At 73.1% G+C, this 18,753-nt stretch carries 14 protein-coding genes; 3 read left to right on the plus strand and 11 right to left on the minus strand.

The genetic code is table 11. From position 1 onward, the window contains the following. Window positions 1-379: 379 nt before the first annotated feature. From SH587_RS14650 to SH587_RS14685, 8 genes are read right to left on the minus strand one after another with little or no spacing between them, the layout of a single operon-like run. Window positions 380-1,552, minus strand: a complete 1,173-nt coding sequence (locus SH587_RS14650; RefSeq protein ID WP_320671376.1) for a cysteine desulfurase-like protein — start codon at window positions 1,550-1,552, stop codon at window positions 380-382. Further along, window positions 1,553-3,112, minus strand: coding sequence for a hydantoinase/oxoprolinase N-terminal domain-containing protein (locus tag SH587_RS14655; RefSeq protein ID WP_320671377.1), 1,560 nt, complete (start codon window positions 3,110-3,112; stop codon window positions 1,553-1,555). Then, the gene (locus SH587_RS14660) at window positions 3,109-4,197 is read right to left on the minus strand and encodes an S-methyl thiohydantoin desulfurase family protein (RefSeq protein WP_320671378.1); all 1,089 of its coding nucleotides are present in this window, start codon (window positions 4,195-4,197) and stop codon (window positions 3,109-3,111) included. Before SH587_RS14660 ends, SH587_RS14655 begins: the two co-directional genes overlap by 4 nt. After that, window positions 4,194-4,898, minus strand: coding sequence for an aspartate/glutamate racemase family protein (locus SH587_RS14665; RefSeq protein WP_320671379.1), 705 nt, complete (start codon window positions 4,896-4,898; stop codon window positions 4,194-4,196). The genes SH587_RS14660 and SH587_RS14665 overlap by 4 nt, the downstream gene beginning before the upstream one ends. Beyond that, window positions 4,898-5,884 (minus strand): ABC transporter ATP-binding protein, encoded by a 987-nt coding sequence (locus SH587_RS14670; RefSeq protein WP_320671380.1) that lies wholly within the window; start codon window positions 5,882-5,884, stop codon window positions 4,898-4,900. Before SH587_RS14670 ends, SH587_RS14665 begins: the two co-directional genes overlap by 1 nt. Next, window positions 5,881-6,771, minus strand: a complete 891-nt coding sequence (gene nikC / locus SH587_RS14675; RefSeq protein WP_320671381.1) for a nickel transporter permease — start codon at window positions 6,769-6,771, stop codon at window positions 5,881-5,883. The genes SH587_RS14670 and nikC overlap by 4 nt, the downstream gene beginning before the upstream one ends. 1 nt (window position 6,772) lies before the next feature. Next, window positions 6,773-7,786 (minus strand): ABC transporter permease, encoded by a 1,014-nt coding sequence (locus SH587_RS14680; protein WP_320671382.1) that lies wholly within the window; start codon window positions 7,784-7,786, stop codon window positions 6,773-6,775. A gap of 40 nt (window positions 7,787-7,826) precedes the next feature. Next, a complete protein-coding gene (locus SH587_RS14685) occupies window positions 7,827-9,482 on the minus strand; it encodes an ABC transporter substrate-binding protein (RefSeq protein WP_320671383.1) in 1,656 nt (551 codons plus the stop codon). Window positions 9,483-9,666: 184 nt separating this feature from the next. On the opposite strand from SH587_RS14685, the gene SH587_RS14690 reads away from it, so the two are divergent. The 3 genes from SH587_RS14690 to SH587_RS14700 are packed head-to-tail and all read left to right on the plus strand — an operon-like array spanning window position 9,667 to window position 12,804. Beyond that, window positions 9,667-10,674 carry an ABC transporter ATP-binding protein gene (locus SH587_RS14690; RefSeq protein WP_320671384.1) on the plus strand — a complete coding sequence of 336 codons (1,008 nt, stop codon included), beginning with the start codon at window positions 9,667-9,669 and terminating at the stop codon, window positions 10,672-10,674. After that, window positions 10,667-12,058, plus strand: coding sequence for a M20/M25/M40 family metallo-hydrolase (locus SH587_RS14695; RefSeq protein ID WP_320671385.1), 1,392 nt, complete (start codon window positions 10,667-10,669; stop codon window positions 12,056-12,058). Before SH587_RS14690 ends, SH587_RS14695 begins: the two co-directional genes overlap by 8 nt. Beyond that, window positions 12,055-12,804 (plus strand): FadR/GntR family transcriptional regulator, encoded by a 750-nt coding sequence (locus tag SH587_RS14700; protein WP_320671386.1) that lies wholly within the window; start codon window positions 12,055-12,057, stop codon window positions 12,802-12,804. The genes SH587_RS14695 and SH587_RS14700 overlap by 4 nt, the downstream gene beginning before the upstream one ends. 11 nt (window positions 12,805-12,815) lie before the next feature. Here SH587_RS14700 and lpdA read toward each other — a convergent pair whose 3' ends face one another. From lpdA to aceE, 3 genes are read right to left on the minus strand one after another with little or no spacing between them, the layout of a single operon-like run. Continuing rightward, window positions 12,816-14,639 carry a dihydrolipoyl dehydrogenase gene (gene lpdA, locus SH587_RS14705; RefSeq protein WP_375341769.1) on the minus strand — a complete coding sequence of 608 codons (1,824 nt, stop codon included), beginning with the start codon at window positions 14,637-14,639 and terminating at the stop codon, window positions 12,816-12,818. After that, on the minus strand, window positions 14,636-15,970 hold the full coding sequence (gene aceF / locus SH587_RS14715) for a dihydrolipoyllysine-residue acetyltransferase (protein ID WP_320671387.1): 1,335 nt from the start codon (window positions 15,968-15,970) through the stop codon (window positions 14,636-14,638). The genes lpdA and aceF overlap by 4 nt, the downstream gene beginning before the upstream one ends. Beyond that, entirely contained in the window at window positions 15,958-18,648 is a 2,691-nt protein-coding gene (gene aceE / locus SH587_RS14720) for a pyruvate dehydrogenase (acetyl-transferring), homodimeric type (protein WP_320671388.1), read from the minus strand. Before aceE ends, aceF begins: the two co-directional genes overlap by 13 nt. Window positions 18,649-18,753: the final 105 nt, after the last annotated feature.

Consider the following 18,753-nt stretch of genomic DNA (forward strand, 5'->3'; position numbering starts at 1 on the left):
ATCCAATCTAGGTGTCAAGCCTCCCTTTGATTCGGCAGTTTCCCGCTTCTCGGATCCTTTCGCGGTTCGAATTGGATCCGAGATTGGGACACCGGTGTGCGTGGTGGGGCGTGCTCTTTGCCGGGGCGGGGCGGTGGGGGTTGGGGAGTGCGGCGCGCGCCACGCCGACCCGCCACCCGCCGTGGCGCGCGAAACGCTCGCCCCAGGCGCCCCACCCGCGCCACGCCGGCCGGCCGCCGGTCGTGACGCGCCGGACGCCGGCCCCGCGAACCCGCCACGCGCCCCTGTCTCCCGTCTCCCTCCCCTCTCCCCACGACGACCAGCGACCGCGCCCCAGGGGGCGCGGTCGCGGAAACGTCGATCGGGACGGGGAGGGCGCTCAGCCGAAGGCGGCGAGCGCGGCGACCAGGCGGTCGATCTCGGCGGTCGTGTTGTAGTGGATCATCCCCATCCGGACCGCCTCGTCGGGGTAGGGCAGGCGGTCGGCCAGGCCGACCGCGTAGTAGTGGTCGTGGTGCCAGACGCCGATCCCCTGGGCGGCCAGGCCCTCGGAGACGTCCTTCGCGCTGACCCCGTCGACGTTGAGCAGGAAGGTCGGCACCCGCGCCTCGAGCGGCGGGCCGTAGACCGTCACGTTCTCCGGCACCGCGTCCCAGAAGTAGGCCGCCAGCTCGCGCTCGTAGGCGGCGATCGCGGTCATGCCGCCGATCGACTCCAGGTAGGCGAGGGTCGCCGACAGCCCGGCCAGCGACTCGTAGTTCGGGGTCCCGTTCTCGAACCGGCGCCCGAGCGGGAGCGTCGCCCCCGGCCGCACCCGGTAGGGCCGCCAGCCCTCCGCCACCTCCGGCCGCACGTGGGCCACGCCCAGGTGCGGCCCGCAGAACTTGTAGGGCGAGCAGAGCAGGACGTCCGCCCCCAGCGCCGTCACGTCGATCGGCTCGTGGGCGGCGTAGTGGACCGCGTCGACCCACGACAGCGCTCCCGCCTCGCGCGCCAGCCGGCAGACCCGCTCGGCGTCGACCCGCGAGCCCATCGCGTTCGACGCCCACGGGAAGGCGATGATCCGCGTCCGCTCGCTGACCTTCGCCTCGAGGTCGTCGTAGTCGAGCGAGAAGTCCTCGGTCACGTCGACCAGCCGCACCGTCAGCCCCAGGTCGACCGCGATCTCGTGCCAGGGCGCGGCGTTGCCGTCGTGGTCGAGCCGGGTGACGACGATCTCGTCGCCCGGACCGAGGCCGCGGGTGGCGGTCCGGCTGAGGGCGAAGTTGACCGTCGTCATGTTCGGTCCGAAGACGACGTTGCCGCCGTCGCCGCCGAGGAACCGGCCCGCATCGGCCTTGGCGGCCAGGAACAGCTCCTCGGCCCGCTGGCTGGTCGCGTACGGCGCCCCGGTGTTGCCACCGGCCTCGCGCATCGCGCGGGCGATCGCGTCGCCGACCTCGTCGGGGATCTGGCTCCCGCCCGGCGCGTCGAAGAAGGCGAAGTCGCCCTCCCGCAGCGAGGCGAACCGCTGGCGGACGGCCTCGACGTCGAACGTGGTCTGGACTTCCATCTACGCCGTTCCTCCCGTGACGAACGCGGCGGCGAGCTCGCCGACCGCCTTGACGCGCACGCGCGTCATCGATTCCTCCATGTACGGCACCGGTACGTCCTCGATCTCCACGATCCGGACGCTGTCGGCGCGCGCGCCGTTGGCCGTCGCGCGCTCGATCGCCTCGCCGCGGGCGGCGGCCAGGATCTGCTCGCGGCCCTCGGCCAGCGGGGCGATCCGGTCGACCTCGCCGCTGACCTGGGCGATCGCCGCCCCGACCGCGTTGGCGACCTCGAAGTGCTCGGGCCGCAGCACCTCCGAGGCCCCGGCCAGCTGCTCCGGGACCAGGATGCTGCCGCCGCCGACCACGATCAGCGGCTCCGGGTCGCGGGCCAGCTTCATCCGGTCGAGCGCGTCCTCGGTCATCGCCCGCATCGCGGTCAGCGCCCGCTCGACCAGCGCCGGATCGAGGTCGGCCACGCGCTCGGCGTCGCCGACCGTCGCCCGCCCGCCCGCCACCGCGACGTCGGTCGCGGTCAGCACGTCGCCGCCGAAGACCCGCGCCCGCTCGGTGATCGCGTAGCCGACGCTGTCGGGCCCGACCCGCGGCTCGTCGCCGCGCAGGATCGTGCCGCCGCCGAGCCCGAACGAGATCAGGTCCGGCATCCGGAAGCTCGTGCGGACGTCGGCGAAGGTCGCCCCGACCGCCGACTCGCGCGGGAAGCCGCCGACCAGCGCGCCGATGTCGGAGGTCGTGCCCCCGACGTCGAGCACCAGCGCGTCCTGCCGGCCCGAGAGGAACGCCGCCCCGCGCATGCTGTTGGTCGGGCCCGACGCGAAGGTCAGGACCGGGAACCGCTCGGCCAGGTCGGCCGACATCAGCGTGCCGTCGTTCTGGGTCAGGTAGAGCGTGGCGTCGATCGCCAGCTCGCGGAGGCTGGCCCGGAACGAGGCGACGGTCGCCGCCGCCAGCGGCCGCAGCGAGGCGTTGATCGCCGTCGCGTTCTCGCGCTCCAGCAGCCCCAGCCGGCCGATCTCGTGCGACAGCGTCACCGTCAGGCCCGGGGCGCGCTCGGCGACCAGGGCCCCGACCCGCTGCTCGATCTGGGGCGCGATCGGGGCGAAGACCGCGGCCACGGCCAGCGACTCGACCCCGGCCGCGACCAGCTCGTCGACGACCCCGGCGATCTCGTGCGGGTCGAGCGGCGCCAGCTCGCGGCCGTCGAACTCGTTGCCGCCGTGGACCAGCCGCGCCTCGCCGCCGATCGCCTGCCGCAGGTCGGCCGGCCAGTCCTCGAACGGCGCGACCGCCAGCGTCGCCGGCAGCCCGACCCGCAGGATCGCGGTCGGGGCCAGCCGCCGGCGCTCGATCACCGCGTTGGTGAAGTGGGTGGTACCGATCATCACCGCCCCGAGGTCGGCGCGGTCGACCCCGGACGAGGCCAGCAGCGCCTCGATCGCGGTCACGATCCCGCCGGTTACGTCGGCGGTCGTCGCGGTCTTCGTCTTGGCCAGCACGGACGCGCCGTCCATCAGGACGGCGTCGGTGTTCGTGCCGCCGACGTCGATCCCGATCCTCATCGGACCACCTCCATCGGCTCGAACGGCAGGTCGTAGCCGAAGGCCTGCGGGCCGACGACCTCCAGTGCCTCGGGCGTCCGCAGCAGCTCCGAGCAGGGGATGCCCAGGACCACTACCCGGTAGCCGTAGCGCAGCATCTCGGTCGTCACCGGCTCGCCGTCCTCGCGGTTGACGATGCAGATCAGGTCGGGGACGGTGGCGACCACCTCGCCGTCGCGCCAGGCGACCAGGTTCTCGTTCTGGAACGAGACGGTCATCCGCGCGCCGGCGTCGGCGTCGGTGCCCTCCAGCTCGACCTGGCCGCGGACCCAGCCGTCGGCGGTCCGGCGGTCGACGTCGACGATCTTGCCCTCGAACAGGGTCCGGCCGCCGGTCGCGTCGAGGATCCCGGCGACCGCGTCCTCCTCGCGGCCGGCGCGGGCCGCGCGGACCCGGTCGCCGAGCCGGCGGGCGCCGCTGAGGGTGCCGCCGATCGCGGTCCGCTTGACCTCGCTGCCCGACATCGAGAAGACCGCGCAGCCGGCGAAGCCGCCCATCTGGACGGCGGCCGAGCGCGACAGCCGCTCCAGCCAGTGGACGTCGACCCCGCTCGGGTAGACGATCTGGTTGCCCTTCTCGTCGGCGACCGCGCAGGGGAAGCAGTCGACGCCGTAGATGTGGTACGTGATCATCGGCAGGGTCGGGAAGGCGCGGCCCATCCCGTCGCCGTCGATCACCGGGATCCCCAGGTGGGCGGCGACGATCATCGGCTCGATCGAGTTGCCGCCGCCGATCTCGGCCGGGATCACCGCGTCGACCTCGTGGCCGAGCACGCTCTGGAGCGCCCGCACGGCGTCGGTCGTCTCGGTCCCGCGCGGCAGCTTCTCGATCCCGATCGTCGGCGCGCCCATCTGGCCGACCGTGCAGACGCGCCACTCGTCCGGCACGTCCTCGAGCGCGATCACCTCGACCTCGAGGCCCTGCCGCAGCAGCGCCCGCGCGGTCAGCTTGCCGATGTACGGGTTGCCCCCGCCACCGGTCCCGAGGATGCCGGCGCCGATGACGATCGACTCGAGCGCCTCGTCGTCGACTCGCCAGTTGCTCATCGCACCTCCGTGCGCCAGGCGGGCAGGGCGTAGGCCGACCCGCTGTGGTGGACTCCGCCGATCGCCTGCGCCACGACCGCGCCGACGGCGGCCAGGGTCGGGTCGATCACGGGAACGTCGTGGTCGGCGAGCGCAGCGCGGAAGCCGCGGGTGACGCCGCACATGCCGGTGCAGCCGAGGATGATCGCGTGAGCGCCGTCCTCGGCCAGGGCCCGCTGCGCCTGCTCGACCAGCCCGGCCGTCAGCCGCTCGTGGTCGCGCAGCTCGGCGACCGGCATCTCGACCGAGCGGACCGACGCCAGCCGCTCGCGGCCGACGTAGGCGTGGGCTTGGTCGACGACGATCGGGGCGCCGCTGGCCGCCGGCAGGATCACCGAGAAGCGGTCGCCGAGCGTCGCCGCCAGCGTCATCGCGCTCTGGGCCGGCGCCGCGACCGGCACCCGCACCAGCTCGCGGGCAGGGCCGAGGCCGGGATCCATGAAGCAGTTGAGGACGATCCCGTCGACCCCGTCGGCCGCCGCCGCCACGACCTCGTCGAGCATCGCCGGGACCGCGCGGGCCGAGTCGGCGCGGCACTCGATCGAGGACGGGCCCGCCTCCAGCCAGCGGACGTCGGCGGTCGCGAACGGCGGCAGCTCGGGCACCGCGTCGGGGTCGAGCGCGCCCTCGACGACCGGGTTGACGATCGCGATCCGCACCATCAGTCCTCCTCCTCCGCGCGCAGCTCCTCGACCCGCAGGCAGGCGACGTCGCGGTCGGCGACCGCCCGCAGCGGCGGGCTGGCGGCCGAGCAGCGCGCGTCGGCGTGCGGGCAGCGGGGGTGGAAGCGGCAGCCCTCGGGCGGCGCGTCGGCCCGCGGCACCGCGCTGGTGGCGACCGCGGCGCGGGTCCGCCGGCGGGTCGGGTCGGGGCGCGGCATCGACCGCAGCAGCAGCTGGGTGTAGGGGTGCGCCGGGTCGCGGAAGACCCGCTCGGCCGGCCCGTGCTCGACGATCTCCCCCAGGTACATGACGGCGACCTCGTCGCTCATCGTCCGCACCACGCCGAGGTCGTGGGAGATGAAGACGTAGGTCAGTCCCAGCTCGTCCTGGAGATCCTTCAGCAGGTTGAGGATCTGGGCCTGGACCGAGACGTCGAGCGCCGAGGTCGGCTCGTCGAGCACGATCACGTCCGGCTCGGTGGCGAGCGCGCGGGCGATCACCACCCGCTGGCGCTGGCCGCCCGACAGCTCGTGCGGGTAGCGCTGGAGGTGCTCGCGACCGAGGCCGCAGCGGCCGACCAGCTCGGCGACCCGCTCGTGGACCTGCTCGCCGCGGGCGAGCCCGTTGACCCGCAGCGGCTCGGCCACCGCCTGCTCGACCGTCAGCCGCGGGTCGAGCGAGGACTGGGTGTCCTGGAAGACCATCTGGACCTTCGGCCGCAGCGCCGCCCAGGCCCGGCGGTCGAGCGACTGGACGTCGACCCCGTCCAGCTCGACCCGGCCCTCGGTCGGGTCGAGCAGCCGGACCATGATCCGGCCGAGCGTGGTCTTGCCGCAGCCGGACTCGCCGACCAGGCCGAGGGTCCGGCCGCCGGCGACGCCGACGTCGGCGCGGTCGATCGCGTGGACGTGGCCGACGGTGCGGCCGAGCAGCCCGCCGCGGATCGGGAACCGCTGGCGGACGTCGTGGACGCGCAGCTCGGTCATCGCCGGGACCTCGGGTCGAGGATGTCGCGCAGCCCGTCGCCGGCGAGGTTGAAGGCGAGCACGGTCAGCACGATCGCCAGACCGGGGAAGCCGGCGACCCACCACGAGCTCATGAAGACCTCGCGGCCGTCGTTGATCATCGTCCCCCACTCCGGGGTCGGGATCGAGACGCCGACGCCGAGGAAGCCGAGGCTGGCCGCCAGCAGGACGGTGAAGCCGAGGTCCTGCGAGGCCTGCACGATCACCGGCGCGATGCTGTTGGGCAGGATGTGGCGGCGGATGATCCGCCAGCGCGAGGCGCCGCCGACGCGGGCCGCCTCGACGTAGCCCTCGTGCCGCACCGACAGCACCACCGAGCGGACCAGCCGCGCGTACCAGGGCCAGCCGGCGATCGCGACCGCGATCACCACGTTCTGCATCCCGCCGCCGAGCGAGGCGGCGACGGCCAGCGCCAGGACCAGCGTCGGGAAGGCCAGGAAGACGTCGGCGATCCGCATGATCACCGCGTCGACCCAGCCGCCGACGGTGCCGGCGATCAGCCCGATCGGGACCCCGACGGCCATGATCACGAGCACCGCGATGACGCCGATCCGGAGCGAGATCCGGGCCCCGTAGAGCACCCGCGCGAGGATGTCGCGGCCGGCGTCGTCGGTCCCGAAGGGGTGCGCCCAGCTCGGCGCCTGGAGCGCCTCGAGGATGTTCGGCTTGACCGGGTCGTAGGGGGTCAGCAGCGGGGCCAGCAGCGCGACGAGCACCAGCAGCGCGACCAGGCCGAGCCCGGTCAGCGTCAGCGGGTTCGCCTTCAGCAGCTCCCAGCTCTCGCGGCGGCGGCGGGCGCGGCGGGCGCGGACGAGCGCACGCCGATCGGCGGGGGCGGTCAGCTCCACGCTAGGCCTCCCGGAGCACGGGGTTGAGCACGAGGTAGAGGACGTCGACCACCAAGTTCGCGATCAGGTAGACGATCGCGAAGACCACGGTCACGCCCATGATCGCCGTGTAGTCGAGGTTGGTGATCGAGGTCGCGGCGTAGGTACCGAGCCCCGGCCAGCCGAAGACCCACTCGACCACCAGCGCGCCGCCGATCATCGACCCGAACAGCAGGCCGACGACGGTCACGGTCGGGATCATCGCGTTGCGCAGGGCGTGCTTGACGACCACCGTCCGCCACGGGATCCCGCGGGCGCGGGCGGCCCGGATGTAGTCCTTCTCGAGCACGTCGAGCATCGTCGCGCGGGTGATCCGGCCGACCCCGGCGATCCCCAGCAGCGCGAGCGTGAAGGCCGGCAGCAGCAGGTGCTTGAGCGATTCCCAGAACGCGCCCAGGTTGCCGCTCAGGAGGCTGTCGACGGTGAAGAAGCCGGTGATGTCGGAGGGCGGTGGCGAGCCGTCCCCCAGCCGCCCGGTGGCCGGCAGCCAGCCGAGCAGCTTGAAGAAGACGAGCTGCAGCACCAGCGCCAGCCAGAAGGTCGGCAGCGCCCCGCCGAGCACGACCACGAAGCGGGCGACGTGGTCGGTCGGGCGGTTGCGGCGGGCGGCGGCGAGCACGCCCATCGCGATCCCGATCAGCAGCATCAGCAGCAGCGACGCGGTCGCCAGCTCGAGCGTCGCCGGCAGCCGGGTGCCGATGTCGTCGGTGACCGGGTGGCGGGTCTGGATCGAGGTTCCCAGGTCGCCCTGCAGCAGCCGGCCGAGGTAGGCCACGTACTGCGTGACGAGCGGGTCGTCGAGCTTCCACTCGGCGCGGACGTTGGCGATCGTCTGCTGGTCCGCGTAGGGACCGGCGATCGCCCGCGCGGGATCGCCGGGGACGCTGCGGGTGATGGCGAAGGTGATCACCGTCACCCCGATCAGGACCGGGATGACGACGATCAGCCGTCGCGCGACGAGGCCGAGGATCTTCACGGCGCCGGGCGGTGGTGGAGGATCATCGGCCGCCGCTCGCTCAGGACTTGGACAGCGCCCAGAAGTCGAGCAGGCCGTTGTAGTACGGGTTGTAGACGTAACCGACGACGTTCTTGCGCATCGGCGTCAGGTAGCGCGGCTGGTCGATCCAGATCGCCGGCACGTCCTTGGCGATCCGCTCGATCAGCTGCTCGTAGAGGGTCACGCGCTTGGCGTGGTCCATCTCGTTGCCGGCGTCGGCGATCAGCTGGTCGCTCTCCTTGGTGCCCCAGCCCGGGTTGATGACGGTGATCGCGTCGGTGCTCCACCACATCAGGATGTCGCTGGGGTCGGGGATCGCCGCCCACATCTGGAAGCCGGCCAGGTCGAACGGCTTCTCGCCCTTCGGCTTGCTGAGCTTCGAGAACAGGACCGGCCAGGTGCTGATCGTCGTCTTGACGTCGATCTTGGCCTCGGCCAGGCTCGACTGCAGGATCACCGCCAGGTTCTTCCACTGGTTGATGTCGGCGACGGCGAACTCGAGCGAGAAGCCGTTCGCGTAGCCGGCCTCGGCCAGCAGCTTCTTGGCGCCCTCGACGTCGCGGTCGAACTGCGGCACGGTCGACGGGATCGCCGGCCAGACGGTCGCCGGGATCGGCCCGCGGGCCCGCTCGGCGTCGCCGGCGTAGGCCTGCTGGATCGCCGCGTCGTAGTCGAACAGCTTCGCGATCGCCTGCCGCACGCGCGGGTCGTTGAGCGGCTTCTTGTCGGCGTTGAAGACGATCTGGTCGATCGTGGTCGTCGGCGCCGAGTCGATCCGGACGTTCTGGTCCTTCTTCAGCTGCTGGGTGACCTGGATCGGCAGCGCGTCGGCGGCCAGGTCGAGCTGGCCCTTGCCGAGCAGCAGCTGGGCGGTGCTCGGCTCCTTGATGATCTTCTGGACGTAGCGCTTGACGTGGTTGCCGTCCCAGCCGCGCCAGTAGTCCTCGTTGCGGTCGAAGGTGATCTGCTGGTCGTGGTCCCAGGCGTCCAGCTGGTAGGCGCCGGTGCCGCACTCGTGGTCGGTGAAGTAGTCCTTCGCCCAGTCGCCCTTCTTCTTCTCGTTCTTGGCGACGCAGGCCTTGCTCGGGCCCATGTAGACGCCGCGCTGACCGGCGAGGGTCGGCAGGAAGGTCGGGCTCGGCTCCTTCAGGTGGAAGACGACGGTCCGCGGGTCGGCGGCCTCGACGTCCTTCACGTTGGTCCAGTACTGGGCGGCAGGGGCCTTCATGCCCACGATCCGCTGCCAGGTGAAGCGGACCTCGCCGGCGTCGAACGGCGAGCCGTCGCGGAAGCGGACCCCGTCGCGCAGCTTGACGGTCACCGTGCGGCCGTCGGACGACTGCTTCCACGAGGTCGCCAGCGCCGGCTTCAGGTTGCCCTTGGCGTCGAGGTCGATCAGGCGGTCGTAGAAGGCGGTCAGCGTCTCGAGGCCGCCGCCGGTCGAGACCTGCTGCGCCGGATCGAGCGACGTCGGATCGTTGGCGCGGCTGATCGTCATCGTCGACGTGTCGCCGCCGCTGGCGGCGGTGGTCGATCCGGACGACCCCGCGTCGCCGGCGCTCGTCGCGTTCCCCCCGCCGCAGCCGGCGGCGGCCAGCGCCGCGGCGGTCGCGGCGGCCAGCGTGGCCAGCGGCACCAGTGGCCGGCGGCCCTGGCCCTTCGAGTACGTCAACACCTGTTGCCTCTCCCTGTCGGTGCGGCGCCGGAACTCGCTCTCCGGTGGCGCCGTTTTGGCACGCTAACAGGACCATCCCTTGGTTTGCAAGCGGACCATTATTAGGTCCAAAATTGCCCATCATGGGCCATTGATCTGTACTATGGCCGCGGCCCGGACCGGGTCGAGGAGGAGACGAGAGACCATGCCGCTGCTCGAGGTCGAAGGCCTGAAGACCCAGTTCACGACCCGCCACGGCGTGGTCCACGCCGTCGATGGCGTCGACCTGTCGCTCGACGCCGGCGAGACGCTGGCGATCGTCGGCGAGTCGGGCTGCGGCAAGTCGGCGACCGCGCTCTCGATCATGGGCCTGCTGCCCGCCCCCCGCGGGCGGGTCGCGGCCGGCTCGATCCGCTTCGACGGCCGCGAGCTGGTCGGGCTCGAGGGCCGGGCGCTCGACCGGCTGCGGGGGCCGGAGATCGCGATGGTCTTCCAGGACCCGCTGACCTCGCTCAACCCGAGCTTCACCGTCGGCGCCCAGATCGTCGAGACGCTCCGCCGCCACCTGCCGCTCGACAAGGCCGCCGCCCGCAAGCGCGCCGTCGAGCTGCTCGGCGAGACGCGGATCTCCAGCCCCGAGCGGCGGCTGGACGCCTATCCCCACCAGCTCTCCGGCGGCATGCGGCAGCGGGTGATGATCGCGCTGGCGCTGGCCTGCAACCCACGGCTGCTGATCGCCGACGAGCCGACCACCGCGCTCGACGTGACCGTCCAGGCCGACATCCTCGGCCTGCTCGCCAGCCTCCGCGACGAGCACGGGATGGGGATGATCCTGATCACCCACGACATGGGCGTCGCGGCCGAGACCGCCGACCGGGTGGCGGTGATGTACGCCGGCCAGGTGGTCGAGCAGGCGCCGGTCGAGGCGCTCTTCGCCCGCCCCGAGCACCCCTACACCGAGGCGCTGCTGGGGGCGCTGCCGCCGCTCGACGGCGACGACGTCCGCCACGCCCGGCTGACCGCGATCCCCGGCCGCCCGCCGGACCTGATCGACCCGCCGGCGGCCTGCCGCTTCCGCGACCGCTGCCCGCACGCGGCGGCCGACGACGGCTGCGCGACCGCCGCCCCGCCGCTGCGCGAGCTGCGGCCCGGCCACTGGGTCCGCAGCGCCCATCCCGCCAGCGCCCGCCAGGGGACGGTCGTCGGTGCCTGACGGAGCCGCCCTGGCCTGGATCGACCAGCACCGCGAGCGGCTGGTCGAGGAGCTGCGCGACTGCTGCCGGATCCCGTCGGTCTCGACCGTCGGCGGCCCGGCGATGGCGCAGATGGCCGACTGGCTGAGCGACCGCCTGCGCGCGGTGCTCGACGAGGTCGGGCAGGTGGCGGTCGACGGCGCCGCCCCGGCGGTGGTCGGTCGCGCCGCCGGCGCCGGCCCCCACAGCGTCCTGCTCTACAGCCACTACGACGTCCAGCCGCCCGATCCGCTCGACGCCTGGTCGTCGCCGCCGTTCGCCGCCGAGCTGACCGCCGACGGCCGGCTGGTGGCCCGCGGCGCCGCCGACGACAAGGCCGACGTGATGGCCCGGATCCACGCGCTCGAGGCGCTGCGGGCGACCACCGGTGACCTGCCCTGCACCGTCGCCTGGCTCTGCGAGGGCGGCGAGGAGACCGGCTCCCCCGGCCTCGCCGCGCTGCTGACCGCCGAGCGCGAGCGGCTGCGGGCCGACGCCTGCCTGTGGGAGAGCTACCTGCGCCGCGACGACGGCCGGCCGGAGGTCGGCTTCGGCTGCCGCGGGCTGGTCGCCGTCGAGCTGCGGCTGCGAAGCCTGCGCCGCGACCAGCACTCGGCCTTCGCCGGCGTCTTCCGCTCCGCGCCGCTGGAGCTGGCGCGAGCCCTGACCACGCTCTGCGACGAGGCCGGCCGGCCGACGATCGACGGCTGGCTCGACGACGTCGCCGCCCCCTCCCCCGCCGCCCGCACCGCCGCCGCGGGGATCCCCGCGCCCGACGCCGGCGACGCCGCGCTGCCCGACCGGACGCCGTTCGTCGCGCGTCCGGAGACGGAGCTGGGAACGCGGCTGGTGCTGGAGCCGACGGTCAACGTCAGCGGCCTGGACGCCGGCTACACTGGCGCGGGCGTGAAGACGGTCCTGCCCGCGGAGGCTCGCGCCAAGCTCGACCTCCGCCTCGTCGCCGGGCAGACGCCCGAGGGGACCGTCGCCCGGCTGCGGGCGCACCTCGACCGGCGCGGCTTCGGCGACATCGAGATCGACGTCCGGCAGGGCGTCCCGGCCGCCGCCAGCCCGCTCGACACACCGCTGGCCCGGGCCGTGGTCGGCGCCGCCGAGGAGCGCTTCGGTCCCGCCCTGCGCTACCCGATGGTGCCCGGCGCCGGTCCCCTCCACCTGCTCGAGGACGCGCTCGGGATCCCGGCCGTGATGCCGCCCGGCTCGACCCGGATGGCGAGCGGGATCCACGCGCCCGACGAGCACGTGCGGGTCGAGGACTACCTGGAGCACGTGGCGTTCACCGTCCGGACGCTGGAGCGGCTGGGCGCCGAGCCGGCCGTGGGCGCCGACCGAGAGGGCCAGCGATGAGCGTCGAGTTCGAGCCGATCGAGTCCCGCGGGACCGCCGCCGCCGCGATGGAGCGGATCGCCGCGGCGATCCGCCAGGGCCGCTTCGGGATCGGCGACCGGCTGCCCTCGGAGCGCGACCTGGCCCAGCAGATGGGCGTCAGCCGCCAGACGATCCGCAAGGCGATCCACGCGCTGGCCGACGCCGGCGTGCTGGAGATCCTCTCCGGTCAGGGCGCCCGCAGCGGCGCCCGGGTCGCGACCGACGTCGTCCCGCTGGAGCTGGGCGCCCGCGCGACGCCGCCGAACATCGGCGAGATCGCCGGGGTGCTGGAGGCGCGGCGGCTGTTCGAGCCGCGGGTCGCGGTCCTGGCCGGCTTCCTGATGAACGACCAGGACTACCAGGCGATCAACGAGGTCCTCGAGCTGCAGCGCAACGCGCGCGACCTGGAGGGCGTCCGCGACCTCGACGTCCGCTTCCACCTGGCGATCGCCCGCGCCACCCACAACCGCACGATCGTGGTCCTGATGCAGGCCCTGATGGAGCAGCTGAACGTCGCCCGCTACGTGGTCCCGCTCGACCCCGACGAGGACCGGCGGACGATCGAGATCCACGAGCGGACGCTGGAGGCGATCGCCAGCCGCGACCAGCAGCGGATCGAGTCCGTGATGGACGAGCACCTGGGGATGATGGAGGCCGCCTGGCAGCAGGCGTCCGGCCGCGCGCTGCCGCGCACGGTCCCGGACTTCCTGCTCAACGACGGCTGAGCGGCGGTCGCTCAGCCGCGGTCGCGGCGCTTCTTCTTCTGCGGCAGGTCGGTGATCGTGCCGGCGAAGATCTCGGCCGCGAAGGCGACGGTCTCCGAGAGCGTCGGGTGGGCGTGGACGGTCAGGCCGATGTCGCCCGCCTCCGCCCCCATCTCCAGCGCCAGCGCGACCTCGGCGATCAGCTCGCCGGCGTTGGCCCCGGTCGCGCCGCCGCCCAGCAGCCGCTGGCTCTCGGGATCGAAGAGCAGCTTGGTGGTGCCGGTGGCGGCGTCCATCGAGAGCGCCCGGCCCGACGCCGACCACGGGAAGACGCCGGTCTCGTAGGCGACGCCCCGCTCCTTGGCCTGGGTCTCGGTGAGGCCGATCCACGCCACCTCGGGATCGGTGTAGGCGACCGACGGGATCCCGCGGACGTCGAACGCGACGTCGTGGCCGGCGATCACCTCGGCGGCGACCTTGCCCTCGTGCGCGGCCTTGTGGGCGAGCATCGGCTGGCCGACCACGTCGCCGATCGCGTAGACGTGCGACAGCTTCGTGCGCTGCTGCTCGTCGACCGGCACGAAGCCGCGCTCGTCGACCTCGACGCCCAGCTCCTCCAGCCCGAGGCCGTGGCCGTTGGGGGTCCGGCCGACGGCCACCAGCACCCGGTCGAAGACCTCGGTCGTGACCGGGTCGTCCTCCTCGAAGCCCTGCCAGGAGACGCGCAGGCCCTCGTCGGTCGGCTCGATCGCCTGGACCTTGGTCCGCAGGTGGATCGCGGCGTAGCGGTCGGCGATCCGCTTCTGGAGCGGCTTGACCAGGTCGGCGTCGGCGCCGGGGATCAGCTGGTCGGCCATCTCGACCACGGTCACGGTCGAGCCAAGCGCGTCGTAGACGGTCGCCATCTCGAGCCCGATGATCCCGCCGCCGATCACCAGCAGCCGCTCGGGCACGTCGCGCAGCTCGAGCGCGCCGGTCGAATCGATCACCCGCTCGTCGTCCGGCACGTCGGGCAGCGCGATCGGCTGCGAGCCGGTGGCGACGATCGCGCTGTCGAAGGTCACCTCGCTGCCGCCGACGTCGAGCGCGTGGGCGTCGGTGAAGCGGGCCTCGCCGGTGACGACGCGGACCTTGCGGCCCTTCGCCATCTGGGCCAGGCCGCCGGTCAGCTTGGCGACGACGTCGTCCTTCCAGCCGCGCAGCGCGTCGAGGTCGACCTCGGGCTTCCCGAAGGCGATCCCGTGGGCGCCGGCGGCCTCGGCGTCGGCGATCACCTTGGCCGCGTGCAGCAGCGCCTTCGAGGGGATGCAGCCGACGTTCAGGCAGACGCCGCCGAGCCGCTCGTCGCGGGTCACCAGCACCACGTCGAGCCCGAGGTCGGCGGCGCGGAAGGCGGCGGTGTAGCCGCCAACGCCGGAGCCGAGCACGACCACGTCGGCGTGGATCTCGCCCCGCCGCTCGGCCTTGGAGGGCTGCGGCCGCGGCGACGACGGGTCGGACGATCGCGGGCTCGCGTCGGCCTCCCCCGCGAGATCGCGATCCGGCGTCGCCGGGACGTCGGATCGCGCGCTCGCGCCGTCGGCGGACGCGAGATCGCCCTTCGACGTCTCGACCTCTGCGGCCTGCAGGACGGCGATCACGGTCCCCTCGGAGACGGTGTCGCCGACGGCGACCTTCAGCGCCTCGACGGTGCCGGCGGCGGGCGCGGGCACCTCCATCGTCGCCTTGTCCGACTCCAGGACGACCAGCGGATCCTCCTTCTGGACCTCGTCGCCCGGCGCCACCAGCAGCTCGATCACCGGCACGTCGCTGAAGTCCCCGATGTCGGGGACCTTGACCTCGATCGGCGCACTCACAGCAGGATCCTCCGGTAGTCGGCCAGGACCCTGGCCAGGTGGGCGCAGAAGCGGGCCGCGGCCGCGCCGTCGATCACGCGGTGGTCGTAGGAGAGCGACAGCGGCACGATCAGCCGCGGGACGAACTGCTCGCCGTCCCAGACCGGCTTGGTCGCCGAGCGGGTGACGCCGAGGATCGCCACCTCGGGCGCGTTGACGATCGGGGTGAACGAGGTGCCCCCGATCCCGCCGAGGCTGGAGATCGAGAAGGTCCCGCCGGCCATGTCGCCCGGCATCAGCTTGCCGGCGCGGGCCTTGCCCGAGAGCTCGGCCAGGTCGGCGGCGATCTGGAGGATGCCCTTCTTCTCGACGTCCTTGATCACCGGCACCACGAGCCCGTTCGGGGTGTCGGCCGCGAAGCCCAGGTGGTGGTACTTCTTGACCACCAGCTCGTCCCCGTCGAGCGAGCTGTTGAAGCGCGGGAAGGCGAAGAGCGTCGCCGAGACCGCCTTCATCAGCAGCGCGACCATCGTCACCTTGACGTCGGACTGCTCGCCGTTGACCTGCTTGCGGAACGCCTCCAGCTCGGTGATGTCGGCGTCCTCGTCGTGCGTGACGTGCGGGATCCGGACCCAGTTGCGGGCCAGGTTCGGCCCGCTGATCCGCTGGATCCGGGTCAGCGGCACCCGCTCGACCTCGCCGTACTTCGCGAAGTCGACCTTCGGCCAGGGAGCGAGGCCCAGCGACTCGCCGGCGTCGGCGGCGGCCGCCCCGCCGGAGCCCGCGGTCGGCGCCGCGGCGGTCTCGCCGGCGGCGGCCCGCTCGACGTCCTCGCGGGTGATCCGGCCCTTGCGGCCGCTGCCGGTCACGCGGCTCAGGTCGACGCCCTGCTCGCGGGCCAGCCGGCGGACGGTCGGGCTGGCGTAGACCGGGCCGCCCGACGATGCCGCCGGCGCGTCCTCCCGCGGCTCGGCGGCCGGTTCCGGCTCGGCGGCCGGCGGCTCCTTCGCGGCCGGCTTCGCCTCCTCGGCCGTCGCCGCGGGCGCCGCGTCGGCCTCGCCGCCGTCGGCCTCGTCGCCGCCATCGCCGCCGTCGTCCGACGATCCGTCGCCGTCGACCTCGATCACGGCGATCACGGTCCCTTCCGAGACCGTGTCGCCGACCGCGACCTTCAGCTCCTTGACGGTGCCGGCCGCGGTCGACGGCACCTCCATCGTCGCCTTGTCCGACTCCAGGACGACCAGCGGGTCCTCCTGGGCCACGGCGTCGCCGACGGACACCAGCAGCTCGATGACGGGAACGTCCTCGAAGTCGCCGATGTCGGGGACGGGTACCTCGCTCAGCGTCGCCACGGTGCCTCCACGTCGGCGTCGATCTCGTACTTGTCGATGGCCTTCTGGGCGTCCTCGGCCCGGCCGAGGGCGTGCAGCGCGGCGACCACCACGTGGTGGCGGTCGACCTCGAAGAACCGCCGCAGCGCCCGCCGGTAGTCGGAGCGGCCGAAGCCGTCGGTGCCCAGCACGTGGTAGCGGCCGGGCACCCAGGGACGGATCTGCTCGGCGACCGCGCGGATGTAGTCCGAGGCCGCGACGACCGGCGCCCCATCGTCGTCGGCCCCGCCGAGCGCCCCGGTCACGTAGGCCTGCTCCGGGTCGGCGGTCGGGTGCAGCCGGTTGCGGCGCTCGACCGCCTGGCCGTCGCGCGCCAGCTCGCTGAACGAGGTGACGCTGAAGACGTCGGACGGGACGCCCCACTCGTCGGCCAGCAGCTCGGCGCCGGCCAGCACCTCGCGCAGGATCGTGCCCGACCCCAGCAGCCGCACGGCCGGCCCGTCGTCCGCGGACCGGATCCGGTGGATGCCCTTCAGGATCCCCTCGACCGAGCCCTCCGGCAGCGCGGGCTGCTGGTAGTTCTCGTTCATCACCGTCAGGTAGTAGAAGACGTCCTCCTGCTCGGCGACCATCCGCCGCAGGCCGTCGTGGACGATCACGGCCAGCTCGTAGCCGTAGGCCGGGTCGTAGGCGACGCAGTTGGGGATCAGCGCCGCCTGCAGGTGGCTGTGGCCGTCCTCGTGCTGCAGGCCCTCGCCGTTGAGCGTCGTGCGGCCGGCGGTGCCGCCGACCAGGAAGCCGCGGGCGCGGCTGTCGCCGGCCGCCCAGGCCAGGTCGCCGACCCGCTGGAAGCCGAACATCGAGTAGTAGACGTAGAACGGGATCATCGGGACCCCGTGGTTCGAGTACGAGGTCGCGGCGGCGATCCACGACGACATCGCGCCCGGCTCGTTGATGCCCTCCTGGAGGATCTGCCCCTGGCGGTCCTCGCGGTAGAACATCAGCTGCTCGGAGTCCTCCGGCTGGTACAGCTGGCCGACCTGGGAGTAGATCCCGAGCTGGCGGAACATCCCCTCCATGCCGAAGGTCCGCGACTCGTCGGGGACGATCGGGACGATGTGCTTCTTCAGCCCGCGGTCGCGCAGCAGCGCGGAGAGCAGGCGGACGAAGACCATCGTGGTCGAGACCTCGCGGTCGGCGCTGCCCTCGAGCACCGACTTGAAGACGTCCTCCAGCGGCGGCACCTCGAGCGCCTCGGCCGTCGGCCGGCGGGCCGGCAGGCTGCCGCCGAGCGCCTCGCGCCGCTCGCGCAGGAAGCGCATCTCCTCGCTGTCCTCGGGCGGCTTCTTGAAGGCGACGTCGTGGACCTCCTCGTCGGTCAGCTCGAGCCCGAAGCGCTCGCGGAACGTCCGCAGGACGTTCTCGGTCATCTTCTTCTGCTGGTGGGTGATGTTCTGGCCCTCGCCCGAGGCGCCCATCCCGTAGCCCTTGATGGTCTTGGCCAGGATCACCGTCGGCTGGCCCTCGTGGGCGCGGGCGGCGGCGTAGGCCGCGTAGACCTTGGCCGGGTCGTGGCCGCCGCGGTTGAGCGCCCAGACCTCCTCGTCGGGCCAGTCGGCGACCATCTTCGCCGTCTCCGGGTGCTTGCCGAAGAAGTGCTCGCGGACGTAGGCCCCGTCGCGCGACTTCAGCGTCTGGTACTCGCCGTCGACGGTCTCCTCCATCAGCCGCACCAGGTGGCCCTCGTCGTCGGCCTCCAGCAGCGGGTCCCAGCGCGAGCCCCAGACGACCTTGATCACGTTCCAGCCGGCGCCGCGGAACTCGGCCTCCAGCTCCTGGATCACCTTGCCGTTGCCGCGGACCGGGCCGTCGAGCCGCTGGAGGTTGCAGTTGACGACGAAGGTCAGGTTGTCGAGCTTCTCGCGGCCGGCCATCCCGATCGCGCCCATCGACTCCGGCTCGTCCATCTCGCCGTCGCCGCAGAAGACCCAGACGTCGCGCTGCTTGGTGTCGCTGATCCCGCGGCCGTCGAGGTACTTCATGAACCGCGCCTGGTAGATCGCCATCAGCGGCCCGAGGCCCATCGAGACGGTCGGGAACTGCCAGAAGTCCGGCATCAGCCACGGGTGCGGGTAGGACGAGAGGCCGGGCGCCTGGCCGCCGACCCGCTCGGGGATGCCGAGGCCGTGCGCCCCCGACTCCTGGCGGAAGTTGCGCAGCTGGTCCTCGTCGAGCCGGCCCTCGAGGAAGGCGCGGGCGTAGATCCCGGGCGAGCTGTGGCCCTGGATGTAGACCAGGTCGCCGCCGTGCTGCTCGCTCGGCGCCCGCCAGAAGTGGTTGAAGCCGACCTCGTAGAGGGTCGCCGCCGACTGGAAGCTGGCGATGTGGCCGCCCAGCTCGGACGACTCCTTGTTGGCCTGGAGGACGGTCGCCAGCGCGTTCCAGCGGACCAGCGAGCGGACCCGCCGCTCGACGGCCGGATCGGTGTCGGGCGCGGCCTGCAGCTCCGGCGGGATCGTGTTGACGTAGGGCGTGGTGCCGTGGAGCGAGGCGGTCACGCCGCGGCGGCGGGCGCGCTCGACCAGCCGCTCCAGCAGCTCCTCGGCGCGGTCCTGCCCGTCGTGGTCGAGGACGGCGTCGAGCGCCTCCAGCCACTCCTGGGTCTCGGTGGGATCGGGGTCGGGCGGGGCGTCGGGCATCGGTCCTGCGATCCGGTTCGAAAGGGGGCTCCAGGGCAGCATCGCACGACGCTGTCCCCGGCATTGCCACACTAGTATGCAAGCTCGCGGACGGCAAGGGGACGG

It is taken from the genome of Patulibacter defluvii (assembly GCF_034096925.1).
Lineage (GTDB): Bacteria > Actinomycetota > Thermoleophilia > Solirubrobacterales > Solirubrobacteraceae > Patulibacter > Patulibacter defluvii.

Excerpts from the sequence above, each read along its gene's own strand:
- SH587_RS14655 (WP_320671377.1), bottom strand. The coding sequence starts at position 3,112 with ATGAGGATCGGGATCGACGTCGGCGGCACGAACACCGACGCCGTCCTG.
- SH587_RS14660 (WP_320671378.1), bottom strand. The coding sequence starts at position 4,197 with ATGAGCAACTGGCGAGTCGACGACGAGGCGCTCGAGTCGATCGTCATC.
- SH587_RS14700 (WP_320671386.1), top strand. The coding sequence starts at position 12,055 with ATGAGCGTCGAGTTCGAGCCGATCGAGTCCCGCGGGACCGCCGCCGCC.
- SH587_RS14650 (WP_320671376.1), bottom strand. The coding sequence starts at position 1,552 with ATGGAAGTCCAGACCACGTTCGACGTCGAGGCCGTCCGCCAGCGGTTC.
- SH587_RS14690 (WP_320671384.1), top strand. The coding sequence starts at position 9,667 with ATGCCGCTGCTCGAGGTCGAAGGCCTGAAGACCCAGTTCACGACCCGC.
- aceE (WP_320671388.1), bottom strand. The coding sequence starts at position 18,648 with ATGCCCGACGCCCCGCCCGACCCCGATCCCACCGAGACCCAGGAGTGG.
- SH587_RS14670 (WP_320671380.1), bottom strand. The coding sequence starts at position 5,884 with ATGACCGAGCTGCGCGTCCACGACGTCCGCCAGCGGTTCCCGATCCGC.
- SH587_RS14665 (WP_320671379.1), bottom strand. The coding sequence starts at position 4,898 with ATGGTGCGGATCGCGATCGTCAACCCGGTCGTCGAGGGCGCGCTCGAC.